22 protein-coding genes are annotated in these 19,621 nt (G+C 65.6%); 10 read left to right on the forward strand and 12 right to left on the reverse strand.

Annotated features, from left to right (window positions below; genetic code table 11):
* Window positions 1-7: 7 nt before the first annotated feature.
* Entirely contained in the window at window positions 8-613 is a 606-nt protein-coding gene (locus tag ACFOOR_RS13085) for a class I SAM-dependent methyltransferase (protein ID WP_343163368.1), read from the forward strand.
* On the opposite strand, the gene ACFOOR_RS13090 is transcribed toward ACFOOR_RS13085, so the two are convergent.
* From ACFOOR_RS13090 to ACFOOR_RS13100, 3 genes are read right to left on the reverse strand one after another with little or no spacing between them, the layout of a single operon-like run.
* Entirely contained in the window at window positions 579-1,664 is a 1,086-nt protein-coding gene (locus ACFOOR_RS13090) for a hypothetical protein (protein ID WP_343163036.1), read from the reverse strand. The genes ACFOOR_RS13085 and ACFOOR_RS13090 overlap by 35 nt on opposite strands.
* Entirely contained in the window at window positions 1,661-2,380 is a 720-nt protein-coding gene (locus tag ACFOOR_RS13095) for a class I SAM-dependent methyltransferase (RefSeq protein WP_343163037.1), read from the reverse strand. The genes ACFOOR_RS13090 and ACFOOR_RS13095 overlap by 4 nt, the downstream gene beginning before the upstream one ends.
* On the reverse strand, window positions 2,374-3,654 hold the full coding sequence (locus tag ACFOOR_RS13100; RefSeq protein ID WP_343163038.1) for a glycosyltransferase family 4 protein: 1,281 nt from the start codon (window positions 3,652-3,654) through the stop codon (window positions 2,374-2,376). Before ACFOOR_RS13100 ends, ACFOOR_RS13095 begins: the two co-directional genes overlap by 7 nt.
* Window positions 3,655-3,794: 140 nt before the next feature.
* Between ACFOOR_RS13100 and ACFOOR_RS13105 the strand changes: the two genes are divergently transcribed.
* Genes ACFOOR_RS13105 through ACFOOR_RS13125 form a run of 5 tightly spaced genes read left to right on the forward strand, consistent with a single transcriptional unit; the run spans window position 3,795 to window position 8,504 of the window.
* Window positions 3,795-5,000, forward strand: a complete 1,206-nt coding sequence (locus ACFOOR_RS13105; RefSeq protein WP_343163039.1) for an MFS transporter — start codon at window positions 3,795-3,797, stop codon at window positions 4,998-5,000.
* On the forward strand, window positions 4,997-6,136 hold the full coding sequence (locus tag ACFOOR_RS13110; RefSeq protein WP_343163040.1) for an ABC transporter permease: 1,140 nt from the start codon (window positions 4,997-4,999) through the stop codon (window positions 6,134-6,136). The genes ACFOOR_RS13105 and ACFOOR_RS13110 overlap by 4 nt, the downstream gene beginning before the upstream one ends.
* Entirely contained in the window at window positions 6,133-6,912 is a 780-nt protein-coding gene (locus ACFOOR_RS13115) for an ABC transporter ATP-binding protein (RefSeq protein ID WP_343163041.1), read from the forward strand. The genes ACFOOR_RS13110 and ACFOOR_RS13115 overlap by 4 nt, the downstream gene beginning before the upstream one ends.
* A gap of 3 nt (window positions 6,913-6,915) precedes the next feature.
* Window positions 6,916-7,872 carry an MlaD family protein gene (locus ACFOOR_RS13120; RefSeq protein WP_343163042.1) on the forward strand — a complete coding sequence of 319 codons (957 nt, stop codon included), beginning with the start codon at window positions 6,916-6,918 and terminating at the stop codon, window positions 7,870-7,872.
* Window positions 7,869-8,504 (forward strand): ABC-type transport auxiliary lipoprotein family protein, encoded by a 636-nt coding sequence (locus tag ACFOOR_RS13125; RefSeq protein ID WP_343163043.1) that lies wholly within the window; start codon window positions 7,869-7,871, stop codon window positions 8,502-8,504. The genes ACFOOR_RS13120 and ACFOOR_RS13125 overlap by 4 nt, the downstream gene beginning before the upstream one ends.
* Here ACFOOR_RS13125 and ACFOOR_RS13130 read toward each other — a convergent pair.
* A complete protein-coding gene (locus ACFOOR_RS13130) occupies window positions 8,501-10,462 on the reverse strand; it encodes a hypothetical protein (protein ID WP_343163044.1) in 1,962 nt (653 codons plus the stop codon). The two genes, ACFOOR_RS13125 and ACFOOR_RS13130, sit on opposite strands and share 4 nt — an antisense overlap.
* Before the next feature lie 103 nt (window positions 10,463-10,565).
* The gene (locus tag ACFOOR_RS13135; RefSeq protein ID WP_343163045.1) at window positions 10,566-10,814 is read right to left on the reverse strand and encodes a hypothetical protein; all 249 of its coding nucleotides are present in this window, start codon (window positions 10,812-10,814) and stop codon (window positions 10,566-10,568) included.
* 153 nt (window positions 10,815-10,967) lie between these two features.
* On the opposite strand from ACFOOR_RS13135, the gene ACFOOR_RS13140 reads away from it, so the two are divergent.
* Complete coding sequence (locus ACFOOR_RS13140) at window positions 10,968-12,185, forward strand: DUF418 domain-containing protein (protein ID WP_343163046.1); 1,218 nt, start codon at window positions 10,968-10,970, stop codon at window positions 12,183-12,185.
* 32 nt (window positions 12,186-12,217) lie between these two features.
* On the opposite strand, the gene maiA is transcribed toward ACFOOR_RS13140, so the two are convergent.
* Complete coding sequence (maiA, locus tag ACFOOR_RS13145; RefSeq protein WP_343163047.1) at window positions 12,218-12,874, reverse strand: maleylacetoacetate isomerase; 657 nt, start codon at window positions 12,872-12,874, stop codon at window positions 12,218-12,220.
* Complete coding sequence (locus ACFOOR_RS13150; protein ID WP_343163048.1) at window positions 12,871-13,560, reverse strand: fumarylacetoacetate hydrolase family protein; 690 nt, start codon at window positions 13,558-13,560, stop codon at window positions 12,871-12,873. Before ACFOOR_RS13150 ends, maiA begins: the two co-directional genes overlap by 4 nt.
* Before the next feature lie 155 nt (window positions 13,561-13,715).
* On the opposite strand from ACFOOR_RS13150, the gene hppD reads away from it, so the two are divergent.
* Window positions 13,716-14,777 carry a 4-hydroxyphenylpyruvate dioxygenase gene (hppD, locus tag ACFOOR_RS13155; protein ID WP_343163049.1) on the forward strand — a complete coding sequence of 354 codons (1,062 nt, stop codon included), beginning with the start codon at window positions 13,716-13,718 and terminating at the stop codon, window positions 14,775-14,777.
* Window positions 14,778-14,782: 5 nt separating this feature from the next.
* Window positions 14,783-15,292 carry a MarR family winged helix-turn-helix transcriptional regulator gene (locus ACFOOR_RS13160; RefSeq protein WP_343163050.1) on the forward strand — a complete coding sequence of 170 codons (510 nt, stop codon included), beginning with the start codon at window positions 14,783-14,785 and terminating at the stop codon, window positions 15,290-15,292.
* Between the two features lie 7 nt (window positions 15,293-15,299).
* Here ACFOOR_RS13160 and ACFOOR_RS13165 read toward each other — a convergent pair whose 3' ends face one another.
* Together ACFOOR_RS13165 and ACFOOR_RS13170 are read right to left on the reverse strand one after the other, a co-directional pair.
* Window positions 15,300-15,755 carry a MaoC family dehydratase gene (locus ACFOOR_RS13165; RefSeq protein ID WP_343163051.1) on the reverse strand — a complete coding sequence of 152 codons (456 nt, stop codon included), beginning with the start codon at window positions 15,753-15,755 and terminating at the stop codon, window positions 15,300-15,302.
* A gap of 32 nt (window positions 15,756-15,787) precedes the next feature.
* Window positions 15,788-16,717: a branched-chain amino acid transaminase gene (locus tag ACFOOR_RS13170; protein WP_343163052.1), complete on the reverse strand. Its 930-nt coding sequence runs from the start codon at window positions 16,715-16,717 to the stop codon at window positions 15,788-15,790.
* A gap of 167 nt (window positions 16,718-16,884) precedes the next feature.
* Here ACFOOR_RS13170 and ACFOOR_RS13175 point away from each other — a divergent pair, with 167 nt between their 5' ends.
* Complete coding sequence (locus tag ACFOOR_RS13175) at window positions 16,885-17,247, forward strand: hypothetical protein (RefSeq protein ID WP_343163053.1); 363 nt, start codon at window positions 16,885-16,887, stop codon at window positions 17,245-17,247.
* Here ACFOOR_RS13175 and ACFOOR_RS13180 read toward each other — a convergent pair.
* The 3 genes from ACFOOR_RS13180 to ppa form a co-directional block, all read right to left on the reverse strand.
* Entirely contained in the window at window positions 17,244-17,720 is a 477-nt protein-coding gene (locus tag ACFOOR_RS13180; RefSeq protein ID WP_343163054.1) for a choice-of-anchor V domain-containing protein, read from the reverse strand. The genes ACFOOR_RS13175 and ACFOOR_RS13180 overlap by 4 nt on opposite strands.
* A 2-nt stretch (window positions 17,721-17,722) precedes the next feature.
* Window positions 17,723-18,757: a Vgb family protein gene (locus ACFOOR_RS13185; protein ID WP_343163055.1), complete on the reverse strand. Its 1,035-nt coding sequence runs from the start codon at window positions 18,755-18,757 to the stop codon at window positions 17,723-17,725.
* Between the two features lie 87 nt (window positions 18,758-18,844).
* The gene (gene ppa, locus ACFOOR_RS13190) at window positions 18,845-19,378 is read right to left on the reverse strand and encodes an inorganic diphosphatase (RefSeq protein ID WP_343163056.1); all 534 of its coding nucleotides are present in this window, start codon (window positions 19,376-19,378) and stop codon (window positions 18,845-18,847) included.
* Between the last annotated feature and the right edge of the window lie 243 nt (window positions 19,379-19,621).

Raw genomic sequence — 19,621 nt, forward strand, 5'->3', positions numbered from 1 at the left:
TCCGAACATGATCGATCCCAATACCGTGAAGGGCTTCCTCGATCCCGAGGAAGGCGAAGCCTTGGCCGCCGCCGCGCGCGAAGCGGGCCGTCTCGGCGCCATCGTTGAAATCGGCAGCTATTGCGGCAAGTCCGCGCTCTATCTCGGGCCCGCGGCCCGCGACGCGGGCACGGTCCTCTTCACCATCGATCATCATCGCGGCTCGGAAGAACACCAGAAGGGCGAGGGTTATCATGACCCGGACCTGTTCGACGCCGAAGCCGATGCCGTCGATACCTTGCCGGAACTCCGCCGGACCCTGCACCGCGCGGGTCTGGAGGACTGCGTCATTCCGGTGATCGGTGCCTCGGCAAGCGTTGCGAAATGGTGGGGCGGCGCCCCCGGCATGGTGTTTATCGACGGCGGACATTCGATGCCCGCGGCCCAGGCCGATTACGACGGCTGGGCGCACCGCATCGCGCCGGGCGGCCTCCTCGCCATCCACGATGTCTTCCCCGACCCCGCCGATGGTGGACGCCCGCCTTACGAGATCTGGTGCCAGGCTCGCGACAGCGGCCTGTTCACACCGGTTAAGAGGGTCAGAACGCTGGAATTTCTCCGCCGCGCCGTCTGACCGGATCATCCGGAAGCGGCGTGATGAGCAGATCAGATCCTGGTGTCAGACTGTCGATGGCGTCCGCCGCGAGCATGACTGCGGCCGTCGTCCAGGCGGGCTGTTCCTGCGGCCAGATCACCTCCTCGGCGAACTGCCACCCCATCCAGTAGCCCCCGCCATCCGCGGCGAGCGGCTTCAGGTCGGCGATCAGGCGGCGCGCCCGCTTCGTCCATCCCGCGGCGGCGCAGGCCAGCGCAAGCTCCGCGGTTTCCGCCGCCGTGACCCACGGCTCGTCCGCCACGCAGCGGCATCCCAGCCCGTCGACCACGAAGCGCGACCAGCCGGCCTTGAGCCGCCGCTTGCCGTCCTGCAACGACGAAACGCCTGCCAGGACCGGATAGTACCAGTCCATGGCATAGCGACGCCGATCGATGCCCTCGCGATCGAAGCGCCAGTCCTTGTCATGCAGGGCATCGCCCAGTCGCGCGCGCGCCGCGCGCCAGTCTCCGGTCTTCCAGCCAGCCAGTTCCCCCAGCCGGATCGCGCATTCGAGGCTCTTGTAGAGACAGGCATTTCCCGCCCGCAGGGAGTCGACATTCTCGCGCAGTTCGCCGGCATCGGGCGCGCGCCAGACAATGTCGCCCTGGCTGGTCTGGCAGGACAGGATGAAACCCATCGCGCGCTTCACCATCGCTCCATAGCGTTCGATCAGGCGCGCATCGTCGAGCGCGAGCAGGCTGCGCAAGACGGTCACGGCGGCATAGCCGGCGAAATTCGTGTCGCGCGCCGTCGCCGGCTGGTCCGGTATCAGGTGCTTGTTGTCCGCGTCGAGCGGCACGCCGGCGCCCAGTTCGCCCGTCCAGCCACCATCGCCTTCTTGCCGGGTGGCGAGATAATCCAGGCCTCGCAGGGTCGAAATCTCGTCGCCGGCCACCGCCAGCGCCATGACGCATTCGCCGTGATTCCACGGATCCCATATGCCGGCCTTGAGCCAGGGAATGGACCCGTCCGGCTTCTGGAAGTTGCGGATATGCGCCGCACCGGCGCCGATGTCGGTCAGGGCACTCATTGCGCCGGCCGATGAAAATAGACGACGAGGCTCTTGCCCAGAACCGGGTTGAGCGCCGTCTCCAGGCCGCGCGTCAGCCATGGGCGCTTCATCAGATCCCATTCCAGGAAACGGCGGTAGGCGGCCACGGCCCGGCTGCGATCCTTCCGGTGCCAGAGAGCGCACTGCAACCACCAGTACGGGCTGTGCAGCGCATGGGCCCAGTGCCGCGCAAAGAAGCGAAGACCCGCTCTCCGGGCTGATCCGCGCAGCGCCTCCTCCCGGAAGATGCGGACATGCCCGCCCGGCGTATTGTGGTAATCGGCCGACAGGGTCCAGCAGATCTTCTCGGGCCAATAGCGCGGCACCGACAGTGCCACCCGCCCGCCCGGGCGCGTGATGCGGACAATCTCGTCCAGCACGGCGTCCGGATCGGAGACATGCTCCAGCACTTCACTGCACACCACCGCATCGAACGCGCCGTCCCTGAAGGGCAGCTTCGCCGCATCGCCGGCCGTCAGCGTCGCACTGCGCAGCGGCGAGGGCGAAGGCGGTGGCAGGTCGAAGAAGCCATGGGCGGTCGCCTTCACTTCCGCCTCGGAGAGGTCGAGTCCCGTTACCTTCAGCGGCGTGTCCGACCAGTAGAAGGCGTAGGTATGCCGGCCGCGTCCGCAGCCGAGATCGAGCACCCGGTCGCCGGGACGGAGATCAAGCAGTGCGGGGCGCATGGTCAGCATGGCGCCAGCACCCGTTGGTACAGTGCCTCTGCGGCGGCGGCATGCCGGTCCCAGTCGAATTCGCGCCGCGCCCGCGCCGCGCCCAGTTCGCTCATCCGTCGCGCGCGGACCGGATTGTCCAGGACCGCCGCGATTGCGGCTGTCAGCGCTCCGGCATCGCCGGCGGGTACGATCGCGCCGGCCTCGCCGACCACTTCGGGCAGCGCGCCGCCATCGCTCGCCACGACGGGTGCGCCGCACGCCATCGCCTCGGCAGCGGGGAAGCCGAAGCCTTCGAAGCGGGCCGGGCAGACGACGAGGTTTGCGCGCCGGTAGAGCGCGGCGATCTCTTCTCGCGCCACGCCGTGACGGCAGGACACCCGGCTCATCAGCCCGGCCTCGGTCAGAATCTGCTTCGCCCGGCCGTCTCGCAGCTGGCCGATCAGTTCGAGTTTCAGGCCGGAATTGTCGCGCGCCAGCGCCGCAAAGGCGGTGGCCAGCACGTCCAGCCCCTTGATCGGCACGTCGGCGCTTGCTGTCGCGGCGATCAGTCCGGGAACGCGCTCGATGGCCGGATCGGGATGGAAGACCGTGTGATCGATGCCGTTGAACGCGACGTCGGTACGCATCGGGTCGACGCCGTAATGCGCGACATGGCTGTCGCGCGCTGCCTGCGAAACGGCCAGCAGAGCCGGCAGGCGGCGCGCGGTCCTGCCTTGCATCTCGACGAAATCATACCATCGCTTCGTGAGCCAGCGATCGATCCGCTTCGGCGCCGATTGCACCGCAAATTCGCGGTCGATGGCGATCGGGTGGTGGATCGTCGCCACCACCGGAACACGCTGCGCGATCCGCAGGAAAGGTGTCGCCAGAGTCTGGTTGTCATGGATCACGTCGAACTGGTCTTCGCGGCCCCTGAGCCAGGCCTCCAGCCGGCAGGCAAAGGCATAGGGCTCGCCGAAGGCCGCCGTATTATGACACGCCCATTCGGCGAAATCGGGCCAATTGCCCAGAAAGGACGGCTTGAACGCCAGCAGCGCATTCTTCGCCGAGAAGAGGTCTAGCGCCGGAAGTTCGACGCGGGCGATCCCGTCTTCAAGCTCCGGATAGGGGGGGCCGGAAACCACCGTGACCGAATGTCCGGCGCGGTGCAGCGCCCTCGCCAGGGCGCTCAGATAGACCCCCTGGCCGCCGACATGGGGGTGCGAGCGATATCCGGAAACGAGGACGCGCAACGGACGCTGCACTGCCGGATCCGGCGCGAGCTCCAGGGCATCGCCAGCAATATCTTTCATCGAGCTCCGGCCGTCTGCTGCACTGCGAAAATCCAGAAAGGCGCGCGAAGCTAGCCTGCACCGCCTTCCGGGCCAAGCGCGCATGACTTGTATCTCACGCCCCGCCTTTCCGGGGGCGCCAAGTCAGGCTATGCGGCTGCATGTCCTCGCCCGCGCCCGCCGCAGCCTTTTCCCGCTACGCGCTGCACTACAGCGTCTTCTATCTCGCTTTCGGCGCGGTCCTGCCCTACCTGCCCGTCCTGCTCGAGGAACGCGGCCTGTCGCCCGAAGCGATTGGCGTGGCGATTGCCGGCGGCATGATCGGGCGCAGCATCCTGTCCCCGCTCGGGGCGGGCATTCTCGACCGGTCGGACCACAAGAAGCGGCTTCTGACGATTTTCGCCTTCGCCGCACTGGCCGCCTTCGTCCTGCTGTTTCCCGGATGGCCTGCCGTGCTGACCATAGTGATCGCCGCGCTCGGTTCGGCGCTCAACGGAGCGCAGATACCGTTACTTGATGCTGTCACCATCCGCGCCGCCATGCGCAGCGGGTTCGGATTCGGCCCTGCGCGGGCTTTCGGGTCGGGCGCATTCGTCGTGGCGAATATCGGAGCCGGTGCGCTGGTCGCCCGCTTTGGCGGCGAGGCCGCGCTGATCTGGATCGTCGCCGGGTCGACAATGGCGATTCTCTCGCTTCAGGTCCTGCCGGCGGTGACGATGCGGTCGCACCAGCCGTCATCCGGCCTGAAATGGAATGTCGGGGAATTGCTCACGCCCGGCTTCGTCTTCGCCACTCTGGCGGTTGCCCTGGTGCAGGGGGCGCACGGCTTTCAATACAGCTTCTCGACTCTCGCCTGGCGCGCCGAAGGCATCCCGACCAGCGTTGTCGGCCTGCTTTGGGGATGGGCCGTCATCGCCGAAATCGTCTTCCTGTTCGTGAACGGCCGAGTCTTCCGCAACTGGTCACCCGCAGCGCTGATCGCGGCCGGTGCCGCCGTATCGGTGATCCGCTGGCTGGTTTTTGCGATGTCGCCGCCGGTCTGGGTGCTCTTCCTGTTCCAGACCACACACGCCTTCACCTTCACCGCCACCTATATCGGTTTCATTCGCTATTGCGCCGAACGCGTACCGGATCGCTATGCCGCCAGCGCCCAGGCGATCAATTCCGCCCTGTCGGGCGGGGTGATTCTGGCCGGTGCGACCGTGGTCTCCGGACTGTTGTATGAACGCTACGGTGCCGGGGGATATGCCGCCATGGCGGTCCCGGCTGCGCTTGGCGGCCTTTTTGCCGCCTTGCTGTGGCGGAACCTGAATTCCCAAACGGCGGTTGAATCAACTAAGACTGTCGGTGGAGGGGACGCTGAATGAGTGATGCCGCGGCAGGTCTGACGATCGAGGAGGAGGGCGGCCGCGTCGTACTCGTGCCGACCGGCGACTGGATCGTCGATACGATCGCCCGTTTCGCATCCGAGATTGCGCGCATCGACCATGACATCGATCCGGGCCGGGTCACGATCGACCTGTCCGGCATCGAACGCATCGATACGGCGGGTGCCTACCTGCTTGCGCGCCCGATCCACCGGGCGCGGGATGCCACGACCGAACAGCATTTCCGAGGCGATCACGCGACCGCGCGCCGGCTGATCAGGCTCGTCCTGGACAAGGCGATCACCTGCGAGCCGGAAGTCGAGGACCGGCGCTATGGCTTCATCCAGGCCGCGGCACGGATCGGGGCGGGACTGGAATCGGCCTGGAAGGAAATGATCGCGACCTTCGCCTTCTTCGGTCATGCCATCATCTCCTTCGCTTCGACCAGCGCGCGGCCCTGGCGGTTCCGGATGACGCCGATCTTCGCGGTGATGGAGGTGGCCGGGGTGAATGCCCTGCCGATCATCGCGGTCCTGTCCTTCTTCATCGGAGCGGTCGTCGCCTATATGGGCGCGAACCTGCTCGAGACCTTCGGCGCGTCGGTTTTCACCGTCGAGCTCGTCGGCATCGCGGTGCTGCGCGAATTCGGCGTGCTGATCACCGCCATCATGCTGGCCGGCCGTTCGGACTCTGCCTTCACCGCCGCCATCGGGTCGATGAAGATGCAGCAGGAAATCGATGCCATGCGGGTGCTGGGTATCGACCCCTACGAGGCTCTGGTGATCCCGCGGATTGTCGCCTGCGTGATCATGGCGCCGCTTCTGACCTTCGCGGCGATGATCGCCGGCATCGTCGGCGGCCTCCTCGTCTGCTGGAGCGCGCTCGACATCTCGCCGCAATTCTTCGTCACCCGGATCCATGACGCCGTCCCGATCCAGAATTTCTGGGTCGGCATGTCCAAGGCACCGGTGTTCGGAGCGATCATCGCCATCATCGGCTGCAAGCAGGGCCTCGATGTCGGCGGCGATGTGGAATCCCTCGGCCGGCACGTCACCGCGTCCGTGGTCCAGTCCATCTTCATGGTCATCATCGTCGATGCGCTCTTCGCCATGATGTATCTGGAGCTCGGCATATGAGCGCGGCATCGACCCCGCTCATCGAGGTCCGGGGCCTGAAGACCGCCTTCGGCACGCATGTCGTGCATGACGGGTTGAATCTCGAAGTTCGTCGCGGCGAGATCATGGGACTTGTCGGCGGCTCGGGCACCGGCAAGTCGGTCCTGATGAACACGATGATCGGCCTCAAACGACCCGATGCCGGTGAGATTTTCTACAATGGCCGCGCGCTCGGGAAGATGGCCGACCGCGAACGCGCGCGCCTTGAGAGCCACTGGGGCGTCCTGTTCCAGGGCGGTGCGCTGTTCTCGGCCCTGACCGTGCGCGAAAACGTCATGGCGCCGATGCGCGAGCACACCGATCTGCCGCGCGCGCTGATGGCGGAACTGGCCGACATGAAGATTGCGCTGACCGGCCTCGGCCCCGAAGCGCCTGCGAAGTTTCCGGCCGAACTGTCCGGCGGGATGAAGAAGCGCGCCGGACTGGCGCGCGCTTTGGCGCTCGATCCGGACGTGCTCTTCCTCGACGAGCCGACAGCGGGTCTCGACCCGATCGGCGCGGCGGCATTCGACTCGCTCATCCGCGAACTGCGCGATGCGCTCGGCCTGACCGTTTTCATCGTCACCCACGACCTCGATACCCTGTTCGCGATCTGCGACCGCGTTGCCGTGCTTGCCGAGAAAAGGTGCGTGGCGGTGGCCCCGATCGACGAACTCTTGCAGAATGAACATCCGTGGATCCGCGAATATTTTCGCGGTCCGCGGGGGCGAGCGGCCACGATGGCCCGGGAAGGATAAGCCATGGAAACCAAGGCCCATCACGTCCTGGTCGGCTTTTTCGCGATGTTCCTCGTCGCGGCCGGCGGGTTCTTCATCCTCTGGCTCTCGAACTATTCGGGCGGGCGGGAATATTCGCAGTACGACGTGGTGTTCGACTGGCCGGTCCGTGGCCTGCGCGAGGCCAGCGAAGTGCGGTTCAACGGCATCCAGGTCGGCGAGGTCACCCGCCTCGGTCTCGATCCGCAGAATCCGAACCGCGTGATCGCACGCATCCAGGTGCTTGCCGAAACGCCCGTGCGGGTGGATTCCACCGCCCAGCTTGAACCCCAGGGTTTGACGGGCCTGGCCTATATTCAGCTTTCGGGCGGCTCGCCCGATGCCGCGCGTCTCTACAGCCCGCCGCGCCAGACACCGCCGCGCATCTTCGCGGTCCAGACCCAGCTCGACACGCTGTTCCAGTCGTCCGAGGACGTGCTCTCCTCGGCGCAGACCGCACTCATTCGCGTTGCCGACCTCCTGAGCGAGGACAATCTCGACTCGCTGCGCAACACGCTCGAGAACATCGAGCGACTTTCGGAAACCCTGGCGAATGATGACGAGACGCTCGGCGACCTGCGCGGTGCGGTCGCCACGCTGGAACAGACCGGCCGGGACGTATCGGCCGCAGCCCTAGCGATGCAGCAATTCGCCGAGGAAACCGGCGCCTATGTTCAGGGCGATCTGACAACGGCGACGAACCAGACCAACCAGGCTTTCGCCGACATGCAACTCGCTGCGCAGCAGCTGAATGACATCCTTGAGGAATTGCGGCCCTCGCTTGAGGAATTCGCCGATGACGGCATCGACGAACTGACGTTGGCGGCTGGCGATCTGCGCCGGCTGATCGCCACGCTCGACCGTATCGCCATCGAACTTGAAGACGATCCCGGCGGCTTCGTCGCCGGTGAACCGCGCCGCACTGTGGAGGTGCCCCGATGACTTTCGTGAAACGTCTGGCGGCCGCCGGGGCGGCGCTATTCCTGGCGGGCTGTGTCAGCCTGCTGCCGGAAACCACACCGGCCAGCATCTACCGGCTGTCGACCCCCGAACCCTCGGGTGGAAGCGCGATGAACCGCCAGGTCGTCCGCGTGGACCTTCCGCTCGCGCCGCGCGGCATCGCCAGCGACGAGATCGCCATCTCGCTGCAGCACGGAGAGCTGGCCTTCATCAACGGGGCGAAGTGGATTTCGACCACGCCGCGCCTGGTACAGGATCTCGTGATCAGCGCGATCGACGCCTACGAGCCGGACCTGATCGCTTCGCGACCCGAAGACGGGGTCAATGCCGAATACGAGCTGCACACGGAAGTGCGCTCGTTCGAAGCGGTTTATCGCGACGGGCCGGATTTGCCCCCCACCGTCATCATCCAAATGCGGGTCCGGATGGTCCGGCTATCGGACCGAAGCCTGCTTGGCGTCCAGGCCGTTGGCGCGCAGGCGCTGGCCCGCACGAATACCGTCGGCGACATCGTGGCGGCCTTCGATGCGGCGGCGCAGGAAACGGCGGGTGACATCTCGTCCTGGGCAACACGCCAGGTTCGCGAACATCCGCCGGTCGAGGACGAGGACTAGTCCTCGCCGCGGCGTCCCGGTTTGCGCGGAGCCGGCGCGTCCGTTTCGTCCTCTTCGGGTGCCATCGTTGCCAGCAGGTCCTTCCAGCGCCAACCTGGATCGCTCGCCGCCCGGCCGCGCTCCGGGAAGCCCACATGGTCGCGGCGCTGGGCCGTTTCGTCGCCAGTGTCCGCTTCGGAAACCGCGCTGTCGTCGGCAGACGGAGCGTCCTTCGGTTCCCGCTTGCGCCGGCTGAGCGGGTCGGGGACCTCGTTCGACGGCAGATCGAGCGCACGCCGTCCGCCGGCGACCGAGCCCATTTTCAGCATGAAGTCGCTGAGAAGTTCGTAATTCTGGCGGATCCGGGCCTGGAAGGCGGCGTCGATTTCCTGTGCCTCCTCGGCAGCAGTCAAGGCCGCGGCATTGAGGCCTTCCAGCCCCTGGCGCAGCACATCAACGGTTTCACGCGCGCGGACACGCGCAGTTTCTGGCAGGCTGGACAGGCGGTCGCCGAGCGCCTCGATTTCGCGTTCGATCGCGGTGCTTTCCTTCTTCGCAGCGTCGAGCACGGTTTCCATGCGGCGGCGGACAGCGTCGGCCGCTTCGTCGGCGGCCAGCGCTGCGCGCGCGGTCAGCTTTTCGGCTTCCGCGATGCGCGCCTGGAAGGTCTCGTCGGACTTTCTGGCCGCATTGAACGCGGTTTCGTTGACCTGTTCCACGCGCTCCGCGATCAGGCGGCTCTGCGCTTCGAACGCGGCAGTCGCGTCTTCCGATGCGCTTCGCGCCTTGTCGGCTGCGGCCTGCAGCGTTTCGAGGGCTTCCCGATGCGACCTGCTCGCGGAGTCGGTTTCCCGCCGGACCGCCGACGCCAGTTCGCGCGCATTGGCCAGCGCTTCGTCGACCGTCTTCTTGAAACTGTCCGCGCCCTTGTGCGCGGCGGAGTTCAGGGCATCGGCACCCTCGCGGGCGGTCCTGGCCATGACGTCGAGCTCGGCGCGGTGGAAGTCGAGCGCGGCGGCGATCTTTTCCTGTTCCTTGCGCAGCGCCTCGCTCGCCTCCTTCAGGCGGCTCTGGTGCTTCACATAGGCGGCATCGAGCGTTTCGGTGCGTTCACGCAGCGAGTCGCGCAATTCGGTGAGCCGGTCGCCCTGCGTCGACATCGAGTTGGCCGCGCGCTCGGCCTGTTCGGCGACGGCGGTGCCCGCCCCGGCGAGCCGGTCCGCGCCCTCGCGAAGCTTCCGCTCGCTGGCGTTCGCCTGGTGCTCGGCCAGTTCGGCCGCGGCGGCGACCATCTTTGACTGGTCCGCGATCGCCGCAGCGATCAGCGCGGCCTTGTCGTCGAGCGAATCCGAGACTTCCGACAGCCGGGTGCGTTCGCCGCGCAAGCCTTCCAGCAGAGCTTCGGCGCGCTCGCGTGCGCTGCCGGCGGACTGTTCCAGCGCATCGGCGTGATGGGAGATGACTTCCTCCATCGCCGCCAGGCGGGCCAGTGCACTTTCAAGCGCGCTGTTTATCCGCTCGACCTCGGCCGTGATGGCGCCGGCCAGATGGCTGACATCGCGGTGGGCGGTTTCGACCGGTGCCGCGAGACGCCGCACGGCCATGTCGACACCGCGCGTGCGGTCCGCCATGCGCGCCAGTTCGCTGGCAAGAAAGCCGGTGATCAGGATGAAGAGGGCGGGCGCAACGGCGAAGACAGACAGGCCGACCAGCTGAGCCGGCGAATAGGTGGCAAAGAAATCACCTGTAAAGTCGATGCCCGCATAGCCGATGATGTAGGCCGCTGCGCCGCCGAACCAGACCAGCGCGCCGACAATGCCCAGCCAGGCCATCCAGCCGCGTTGCGGCAGGCGTACGGCGGGCGTGTCGTCCAGAGCCGAAGCCTGGGGCGAGTGACGCACCGGCGCGCGGCCCGGAGTCGCCTCGTCGAATTTCTTCAGCGAGTCGGTTGTTTCGCGTTCGGCCGCTTTGTCCGCCATGCGTCGGTCCACACCATCCTGAAATTCACCCCCCGGCGCGTACGTGCGCACCCGGTCTTTCAATCAGGATACGGCGAATCGAGGCGGGGATATACCGCCCGGATCAGATTTCGATGAGGAAAACCGGCTCGGCTTCCGGCAGCGGCGGCTCATCGCCGGTGAGGCAGGTCTCAGGAAGCTCGGGAGAGTAAGCGGCTTGCTCCCAGAGCAAGGCCCCGGCGTTCTCGACATACTCGACAGTGCGGGTTTCGGCCGGCACGTCGAGGCAGGCATCGACGGTATCGATGCGCACGCCGAATAGGCCAAGCGCGGCAGCTGCTATGATCTCGATCAGGGCAATGAGCCAGCCCATGGCGAACATCCCTCGAAAACGTCCGGTTGCGGTCATGCACCCGGGCGGGACAGGTCTCAAGTCAATTCCGGGTGATTGGCGATGAAATCTTCGTAAGCTGCGCTTTCAAGGGATACGATTTCGGATATGCCTTCGGGGGAGCAGGAGGGACAGATGGCTCAACCCAAACTCGACCGTCATTTCAGCATCGATGCCATTCGCGGCGTCGCCGTGCTGGGCATTTTTATGATGAACATCCAGGCCTTCGCCATGGTGTTCGCCGCCTACCAGTTCCCGCAGGTCCATATGGACTTCACCGGGGCCAACCGGGACGTCTGGTTCTACAGCCACGTCTTCTTCAACATGAAGTTCATCACGATCTTCTCCGCGCTGTTCGGTGCGGGAATTCTGCTGATGCTGGGGGAGGATAAGCAAGCAAACATCGGCGTCCATTACCGCCGCATGTTCTGGCTTCTGATTATCGGCCTTGTCCACGCCTGGGTTTTCTGGGCCGGGGACATTCTCGTTCCCTATGCCGTGATGGGCATGCTGGTCGTTCTGGCGCGCCGGATGAATCCGGTCGGTCTGACCATCATGGGTGTCATCTTCATCGCCTTGACCGGTGGGCTGATGGCACTCGCCTTCGCCCTATTTCCGATGATGCCTCCCGATGCACTCGAATCCATGCGCCCGGGCCCGGAACGCGTCGCCGAACTCGTCGCGACCTATCAGGCGGGCTTTGCGGACCGGCTCGGCGAGAACGCGACCCTGACCTTCTCGGCGGAAATCGCGCAGCTGACCTTCTTCGCCGGGCGACTGGCCGGCGTGATGTTCGTCGGCATGGCGCTGTTCAAATGGGGCTTCTTCACGCTGCGCTGGTCGTTCATCCAGTACCTGATCGCTGCGGTGGTTTCCCTCGGAATTGGCCTGCCGATCTGCTGGTATGGGGCCACGCACCTACTCGAGACGGATTTCGCGCTCGACCAGTTCTGGGTCGGCGAAACGCTGAACTATGTCGGTTCGCTCTTCGTCGCCTTCGGGTACGCGGCGGTGGTGATGCTGCTGTGCAAGCTGGGCGCCATGCTCCGCTTCGTGCTGCATCCCTTCGCGGCGGTCGGGCGGATGGCCTTCACCAATTATCTGACCCACACCCTGGTCGCGACCTTCATCTTCGTCGGTCCGCCAGGACTTGGCATGATCGGTGAGGTCGAACGGGTCGGCCAGTTCCAGATCGTCGCCGCGGTCTGGGTGTTCCAGCTGATCTTCTCGACGTTGTGGCTGTCGGTCTTCCGCTTCGGCCCGATGGAATGGGTCTGGCGCTCTCTGACCTATTGGAAGCTCCAGCCCTTGCGCAAATCGGCCGGTGGCGCGCCGCCGCCGATTCCTGCGTGATCCAGAGAGGCTAACGCTGCAGGAGGACGGGCCTAGTGCCCGTCCTCCGGTGCGTCAGGTTGGGATTCGGGCGCGGCAGTCACAAAAGCCGGGTGCGCCCGGGCGGCTTCGTCGGCCTTCGACAGGGCCGGGAAGGCTTCGACGTCCACGCCGAAGCGGCGGGCATTGTAGAGCTGCGGCACCAGGTAGATGTCCGCCAGCGTCGGTGACGCCCCCCACAGATAGGGCCCGCCCCGGTCATCGGCCTGTGCCATGGCTTCCAGAGCGGTCAGACCGCGCGTAATCCAGTGCCGCGCCCAGGCCTGAACGCCTTCGGCGTCCTGCCCGTATTCGCTTTTCACATGCTGCAGCACGGAGAGATTCTGGATCGGGTGAATGTCGCAGCCGACCACGGCGGCATAAGCACGCACCCGGGCGCGTTCCCGCAGGTCAGACGGCAGCAGAGCCGGCTCCGGCCAGGTCTCCTCGATCCATTCCAGGATCGCCGGCGACTGGATCAGCACGCCCTGATCGTCGGCGAGCGCCGGCACGAAGCCCTGCGGGTGAATGTCGCGATGCTCCGGGCGGCGCTGTTCGCCTTCCTTCAGATCGACCGGCTTCTGGTCGTATGCCACGCTTTTGAGATTGAGCGCGATGCGCAGGCGGTAGCTCGCGCTCGACCGCCAGTATCCGTAAAGCGTCAGGCTCATCGTGTTCGCTCCGTTACCGTGAAGGCCAGTTCCGGCAGATCGGCCGCGCGGGCCTCCACCCGGTCTCCCGGCTGAAGCGCCGCGACCCCGGCCGGGGTTCCGGTGAAGACGAGATCGCCCGGCTGCAGGGTGAACAGGGTCGACAGCTCGGCCAGCAATTCGTCAAAGCCGCGCGTCATCTCCTTCAGGTCGGCAGCCTGCCTTTCCTCGCCATTGACCGACAGCGTGATCCGGCCTTCCGCCGGCGGCATGCCGGGGCGGATCGTGCCGATCGGCGCCGAGGCGTCGAACGCCTTGGCGGCCTCCCACGGGCCGCCGGATTTCTTGGCCGCCGCCTGGATGTCGCGCCGTGTCAGGTCGACCCCCACCGCCGCGCCATAGATCAGCGTGTGCGCTTCAGACACCGGTACATTCGCCCCGCCTGACTTCAGCGCCAGCACCAGTTCGACCTCGTGATGCAGATCCTGCGTCAGCACCGGGTAGGGCACGTCATTGCCGCGCGTCACCAGCGCCGTTGCCGGCTTCATGAAGAAGACCGGTTGCGACCGGTCCGGATCGCCGCCCATCTCCTTCACATGGTCGGAATAGTTCCGCCCGACGCAGAACACGCGGCCGGCGGGAAAGCCGTCCTCGATGTTTTCAACGGGCAGCAGACGAAGCGGGGGCGGGGTGAAGATCGGTTTCATGATGCTGGCCTAGCGCGCTGAGGGGGCCGCCGTCGAGCGGACAATTTAGTTGCAAATGATACTATTTTCCGGCATGACCCGTTCCAAGCCCGCCCATTGCGAACAGCGATCCGGTACGTCCGGCGCGGCGGCCATCAGCAATATGGGAGCGCGACATGCCGCAGACCTTCGAAAATCCGCTTGGCACCGACGGCTTCGAGTTTGTCGAGTTCACCGGACCCGATCCGAAAGCCCTCGAAACCCTGTTCCGCCAGCTCGGCTTCGCTTGCGTCGCGAAACACAAGACGAAGGACATCCTCCGTTTCAAGCAGGGCGATATCAACCTGCTACTCAACCGCGAGAAGGGCGGCCAGGCCGGGGAATTCGGCAAGCTGCACGGCCCCTCGGCGAACGCCATGGCCTTCCGCGTGAAGGACGCGAAATTCGCCTACGCCGAAGCCCTGAAGAAGGGCGGCGAGCCGTTCGGCGAGGGCATCTGGTCCGATCCCGACCGCATCCCGGCGATCAAGGGCATTGGCGGCTCGGTGCTCTATTTCGTCGACAAATATGGCGACGAGTCGATCTACGAGGACGATTTCGAAGCGACCGGCGAGACGGATGACGGCGGCGTCGGCCTGCAGATCCTCGATCACCTGACCCATAATGTCGACAAGGGCCAGATGGCGGTCTGGGCGAAGTTCTACGAGGACATCTTCAACTTCCGCGAGATCCGCTATTTCGACATCAAGGGCAAGCATACCGGCCTGTTCTCGAAGGCGATGACCGGCCCGTGCGGCAAGCTGCGCATCCCGCTGAACGAGAGCCAGGACGACACCTCGCAGATCGCGGAATTCCTGAAGGAATACAACGGCGAAGGCATTCAACACATCGCCCTGACGACGCCGGACATCTACAAGACGGTCGACCAGCTGCGCGCAAACGGCATCGTCTTCCAGGACACGCCGGAAACCTATTACGAGCTGATTGATGCGCGCGTGCCGAACCATGGCGAGCCGGTCGCGGAGCTGAAGAAGCGCCGCATCCTGGTCGATGGCGACCCGGAAAACGGTCAGGGCCTGCTGTTGCAGATCTTCACCGTCACGGTAATCGGCCCGGTCTTCTTCGAGATCATCCAGCGCAAGGGCAATGAAGGCTTCGGCGAGGGCAATTTCAAAGCCCTGTTCGAATCCATCGAGCTCGACCAGATCCGCCGCGGCGTTCTGGCGGAAACCGACTAGGCGCCATGGCTTCGGCGCGGGGGACACCGCAGGGCGGGACCGGCGCGGACGACGCGCCGGCGCTGGATCTGGCAGATTACCTGCCCTACCGGCTGTCGGTCGCGTCCAACCGGACCAGCGCGCTCGTCTCGCGCGCCTATCAGGACCGGTTCGACATCACGCTGTGGGAATGGCGCATTCTTGCCGTGCTGGGCAATGTCGAGCCGAAGACCGCGCAGGAACTCGTCGAAGCCACGGCGATGGACAAGGTGACCGTCTCCCGCGCCGTGCGCGGGCTCGACGAGAAGGGCTTTGTCGCGCGCACCCGCCACAAGACGGATGGCCGCTCCACCCATATCCGGCTCACGGAAAAAGGCCGGGAAATCTACGAAACCGTGGCACCGGTCGCCCTGACCTTCGAGCAGATATTGCTGGAGGACATGACGCCGGACGAGATCGCGGTGCTCAAATCCCTGCTGATCCGGCTTCAGGCCCGCGCCGAGGCGTTGCTCTCCGAGGGCGGGGATATCCGCTAGCGGACGCTCAGGCCTGCGCCAGCATCATCGACAGCCATTCCGCACGCAGCGCCGGGCGGGTCGAATTCTCGATCTCGACCCGGACGTCGAATGTCAGCAGGAACTGGCCCGGCTTGCGCTCCTCGAGCGACTTGAAGGTAAACACGCCGCGGATCCGGGTGCCGACCGGCACCGGGGCCGCAAAGCGCACCGACTCGAACCCGTAATTCACCGGTACGAAGCCGGCCGGGAACACCGGCAGGCATTGCGCGCCGAAATAGGACAGCATCGACAGGCTGAGAAAGCCGTGCGCGATCGTTCCGCTGAACGGCGTTTCGCGCTTCGTGCGCTCGGCATCGATATGGATGAAATTGTGGTCGATCGTGATGTCGGCGAACGCATTCACCCGGTCCTGGTCGATCTGCATCCAGTCCGATGTGAAGTTCTTGCCAACCTGGCTTCGGAATTCGGTGAGGTCAGTCATCGCCACTAGATGCGTCCGTTTGCTGCGCTGCGTCAATCCTGCTGCGCCGGGACGGGGGTCAGCCACCCGTCTTCGGCTTCGGTCTTTCCGGTGAACAGACCGAAGAACGCATCCTGCAGCGCGCGGGTTACCGGACGGTCACCATTGCCCACCGCCATGCCGTCGACGCTGCGGATCGGCGTGACTTCGACAGCGGTGCCGGTGAAGAAGGCTTCATCGGCGGAATAGAGCGCTTCGCGGGGCAGGGTCTGCTCGATGACGGTATAGCCCATCCGCCGCGCCAGCGTGATGATCGTGGCGCGGGTGATCCCTTTCAGGATCGAGGCCGAGAAGGGCGGCGTATAGATCGCGCCATCCTGCACCAGGAACAGATTCTCGCCCGCACCCTCGGACAAGAGTCCGTCCGTGCCGAGTCCGATGCCTTCATGGAAACCGCGTTCCTTCGCCTCATAGGTGATCAGCATCGAGGACAGGTAATTGCCTCCGGCCTTGATGCCCGGCGGGACCGTACCCGGTGCCAGCCGCCGCCAGGACGACACGCAGACATCGACGCCATTCTTCAGCCCGTCCTCGCCGAGATAGGCGCCCCAGGGAAAGGCGGCGATGATGGTGTGGATCGGCGTATCCATCGCCGAGACGCCGATCGGGCCCGCGCCGCGGAAGGCGAGCGGGCGGATATAGCCGGCCTTCAGCCCGTTGGCGCGCGAGGTCTCGACACAGGCGTCGAACACGGCCTGCGGCGTATGTTCGATCCCGATCCGGTAAACCTTCGCCGAGTTGAACAGCCGTTTGACATGATCCATCAGCCGGAAGACCGCCGGGCCGTTCGGCGTGTCATAGACGCGGATGCCCTCGAACACGGAGGATCCGTAGTGCAGGGCGTGCGACATGACGTGGACTGTCGCGTCTTCCCAGCGCTTCAGCGCGCCGTCCATCCAGATCCAGTCGGCTCGCTTCGTCATGCGCCGGTCTCCCTCGCCTTGCGGTTTCATTCAATGCGCAGCGGTGTGCGGGGTCAATGCAGTTGAACTCTGAACCACTTGTCAGGAATGGCAGTTGGCACGGTTGCCGCATCAGGAGGTGAGCCTTAGACGCGGTCCTCCATAGAAGCCACCCCCCCAGTATTCGTATGGCTGCCAAGATCGAGTTCGACCCCGCTTTGGGGGCCGTTGTCTCCTGTTCGCAAGACGCCGTGACGCGCGACAGCATGCGCGACGCAATCCGCCGGATTACCGGCGAACTCGCCGCCAATGACTGCCAGCGCCTGCTCGTCGACATGGTCGCAGCGAATGTCCAGGTCTCCATCGCGGACATGACCTTCATCCTCGACCAGCTGCTCACGGCGACGCACGGCGATCTGCGCATGGCACTGATCCTGCCGGATTCGGCCCGCCCGCACGGTGATTTCGCGCACGACTATCTGACGGCGGAACATGTCGAGGTCGAACTGTTCCGATGCCCGGTCGAGGCGCGCCGCTGGATCGCCGCCTAGCCGGCGATTTCCCAGTTTTTCAGGTGGATGCGGTCGCCGAACTCGCTCTCGTCGCCATTGGCGATATTGACCGCCAGCCAGAAACGCACCGGCCCGCCGATTTCCTGCGGGGCGATCCAGACAACCTGCCATGACGCGCCGGTTTCGACCGAATGCGCTGCGCCCCCGTTGACGGCGGCGGCTGGATCGATGCGTTCGAACCTGCCAGCCGTCGCGGCCAGTTCGAAGCCGTTCGTTTCGCCGCTGTCGACGACCCGCACCGTCAAGGGATAGGTCTGCCCGGCCTCGTAGCGGCCGGGCAATCCCTCGATGACGATTGATTGCGACTGCGCCACGGCGTCATGCTGGAAGTGGCAGGCCGTGCAGTCCTCGCCGCCATCCACGCCGGCATGCCCCCAGGGTGGGCCATCGGGATAGGCGAGGCTGACTGCGGGAAGCCCCGCCGCCATCAGCATCGCGGCGAGCGTGCGCATGCCTATTCCGCTGGCTCCACGACGGCGCGGCCGATCGTATTCGTGTCGGCCCCGAACCAGATCACGCCGTCCGGTGCGTAATACTGCATGTGGCGCACCGTGCCGCCGCCCGACGGGACCGGGGTCTGCGAAAAGAAGGTCTCGCTCGCCGGGTCGAAGCCCACGAAATTGTTCGGCTCCACGCCCGTCTCCACGAACCAGATTCGGTCCTGACCGTCGACCGCCATCGCATAAGGGCCGCTGTCCGCACCGGCCGGGGCTGGCCATTCCTCGACCGCATTGGTTTCCGGATCGAACACGCCGACGAAGCCGTCAGCATAGTCGACATACCAGACCCGTCCGTCGCTGGTATGGCCGATGCGGCGTGGGCGCGCCGTTTCGCGCGGCAGCACGATCTCGGTCAGTTGCAGCGTTTCGGGGTCAACCATGGCCAGCTTGTTCGTCCCGAGGAGGGCGACCCAGACCCTGCCGTCCGGTGTGACCGTCACGCCGTAGGGGCGGGCACCTTCGGTCGGAACCTCGACGATATCGACGGCCCACTCGCCGGGGATCAGGCGGCCGATCACGTTGGCGCCCTGCGCGGAGAACCACAGCGCGGTCCCGTCATTGTTGAAGATCAGCGTATGGGGATCGCGCGGATGCCCGTCAGGCATGTCGATGCGCAGCATCTGGCCCGTTTCCGGGTCATAGCGGCCGATATAGGCCGCGCGGTTCCCGGCGATCCAGACCGCGCCATCCGGCCCGACGATCTGGTTGTGCGGCCCGTCGCCCTCGTTCAGCGCAACCTGTTCGAATTCACCCGTCGCGGTATCCAGCCAGGCGAGATAGTCGCCGCGCTGACCCACGAACCACACCGTCTCGCCATCGGCGGTGAACGGGTCGCGCGGACGCGAGTCCGGGTAGGGGACACTCCATTCCTCGATCAGGATCTGGCCGTCGGCGGGTTCGCTGGAGAAGTCCTGGGCGAACGCGCCCGAAGTCAGAGAGGCAGGCGCGAGGAAAGCGGTGAGGGCGAAAGCGGAAACGGCAAGGCGCATGGGGTCACTCCCTGTGGCGTGTCGGTTCTGAAGGAGAACCTAGCGCGGCGGAGCGTTGTTCCCAACCGGAGGTTTGGAAAATCCGGACTAGCCGTCCTTCTTCGCCGCCTCGATCGCCTTGGCGATCAGTTCGCGGGCCTTGTCCGCGCCTTCCCAGCCCTGCACCTTCACCCACTTGCCGGGTTCGAGATCCTTGTAGTGCTCGAAGAAGTGGGTGATCCGCGCCAGCTGCGCCGGCAGGATGTCGGTGTGGTCGGTGATCTGGTCGTAATAGGGCGTCAGCGCCTTGTGCGGGGCGGCGAGGATCTTCTCGTCCAGCCCGCTCTCGTCTTCCATCATCAGCACGCCGATCGGGCGCGCGCGCACGACGCAGCCGGGGATCAACTGGGTCTGCCCGAGGCAGAGCACGTCGATCGGGTCGCCATCGTCCGACAGCGTGTGCGGGATGAAGCCGTAATTGCACGGATAGCGCATCGGCGTGTGCAGGAAGCGGTCGACGAAGACCGCGCCGGACGTCTTCTCCATCTCGTACTTCACCGGGTCGCCGCCGAGCGGAACCTCCACGATCATGTAGAAATCGTCGGGCGGGTTGAGGCCGGCGGGAATGGCGGAGAGGTTCATCGTGTCTGTCCTGCATGCGCGTTTCGGGGAAGCGCGCGCGGCATAGGCGATGCCAGCCGGATTGGCAATCAGCGAGGGCGGTGGGGGCGGATGCGCGTCCAGCCGAGAGGATCAGGGAACCGGGCCTTCAGGCCCGCAAGCGCGAATAGCCAACTCTGACATTCCAGCGCCGGTTTCGGGGGGTCAATCGGGGTGAGGGGGCCGACGGCGCGCCCGAACGAACGGAGTGAGAGAGGATAGAAA

The sequence above is a fragment of the Hyphobacterium vulgare genome, assembly GCF_042643335.1.
GTDB classification, from domain to species: domain Bacteria; phylum Pseudomonadota; class Alphaproteobacteria; order Caulobacterales; family Maricaulaceae; genus Hyphobacterium; species Hyphobacterium vulgare.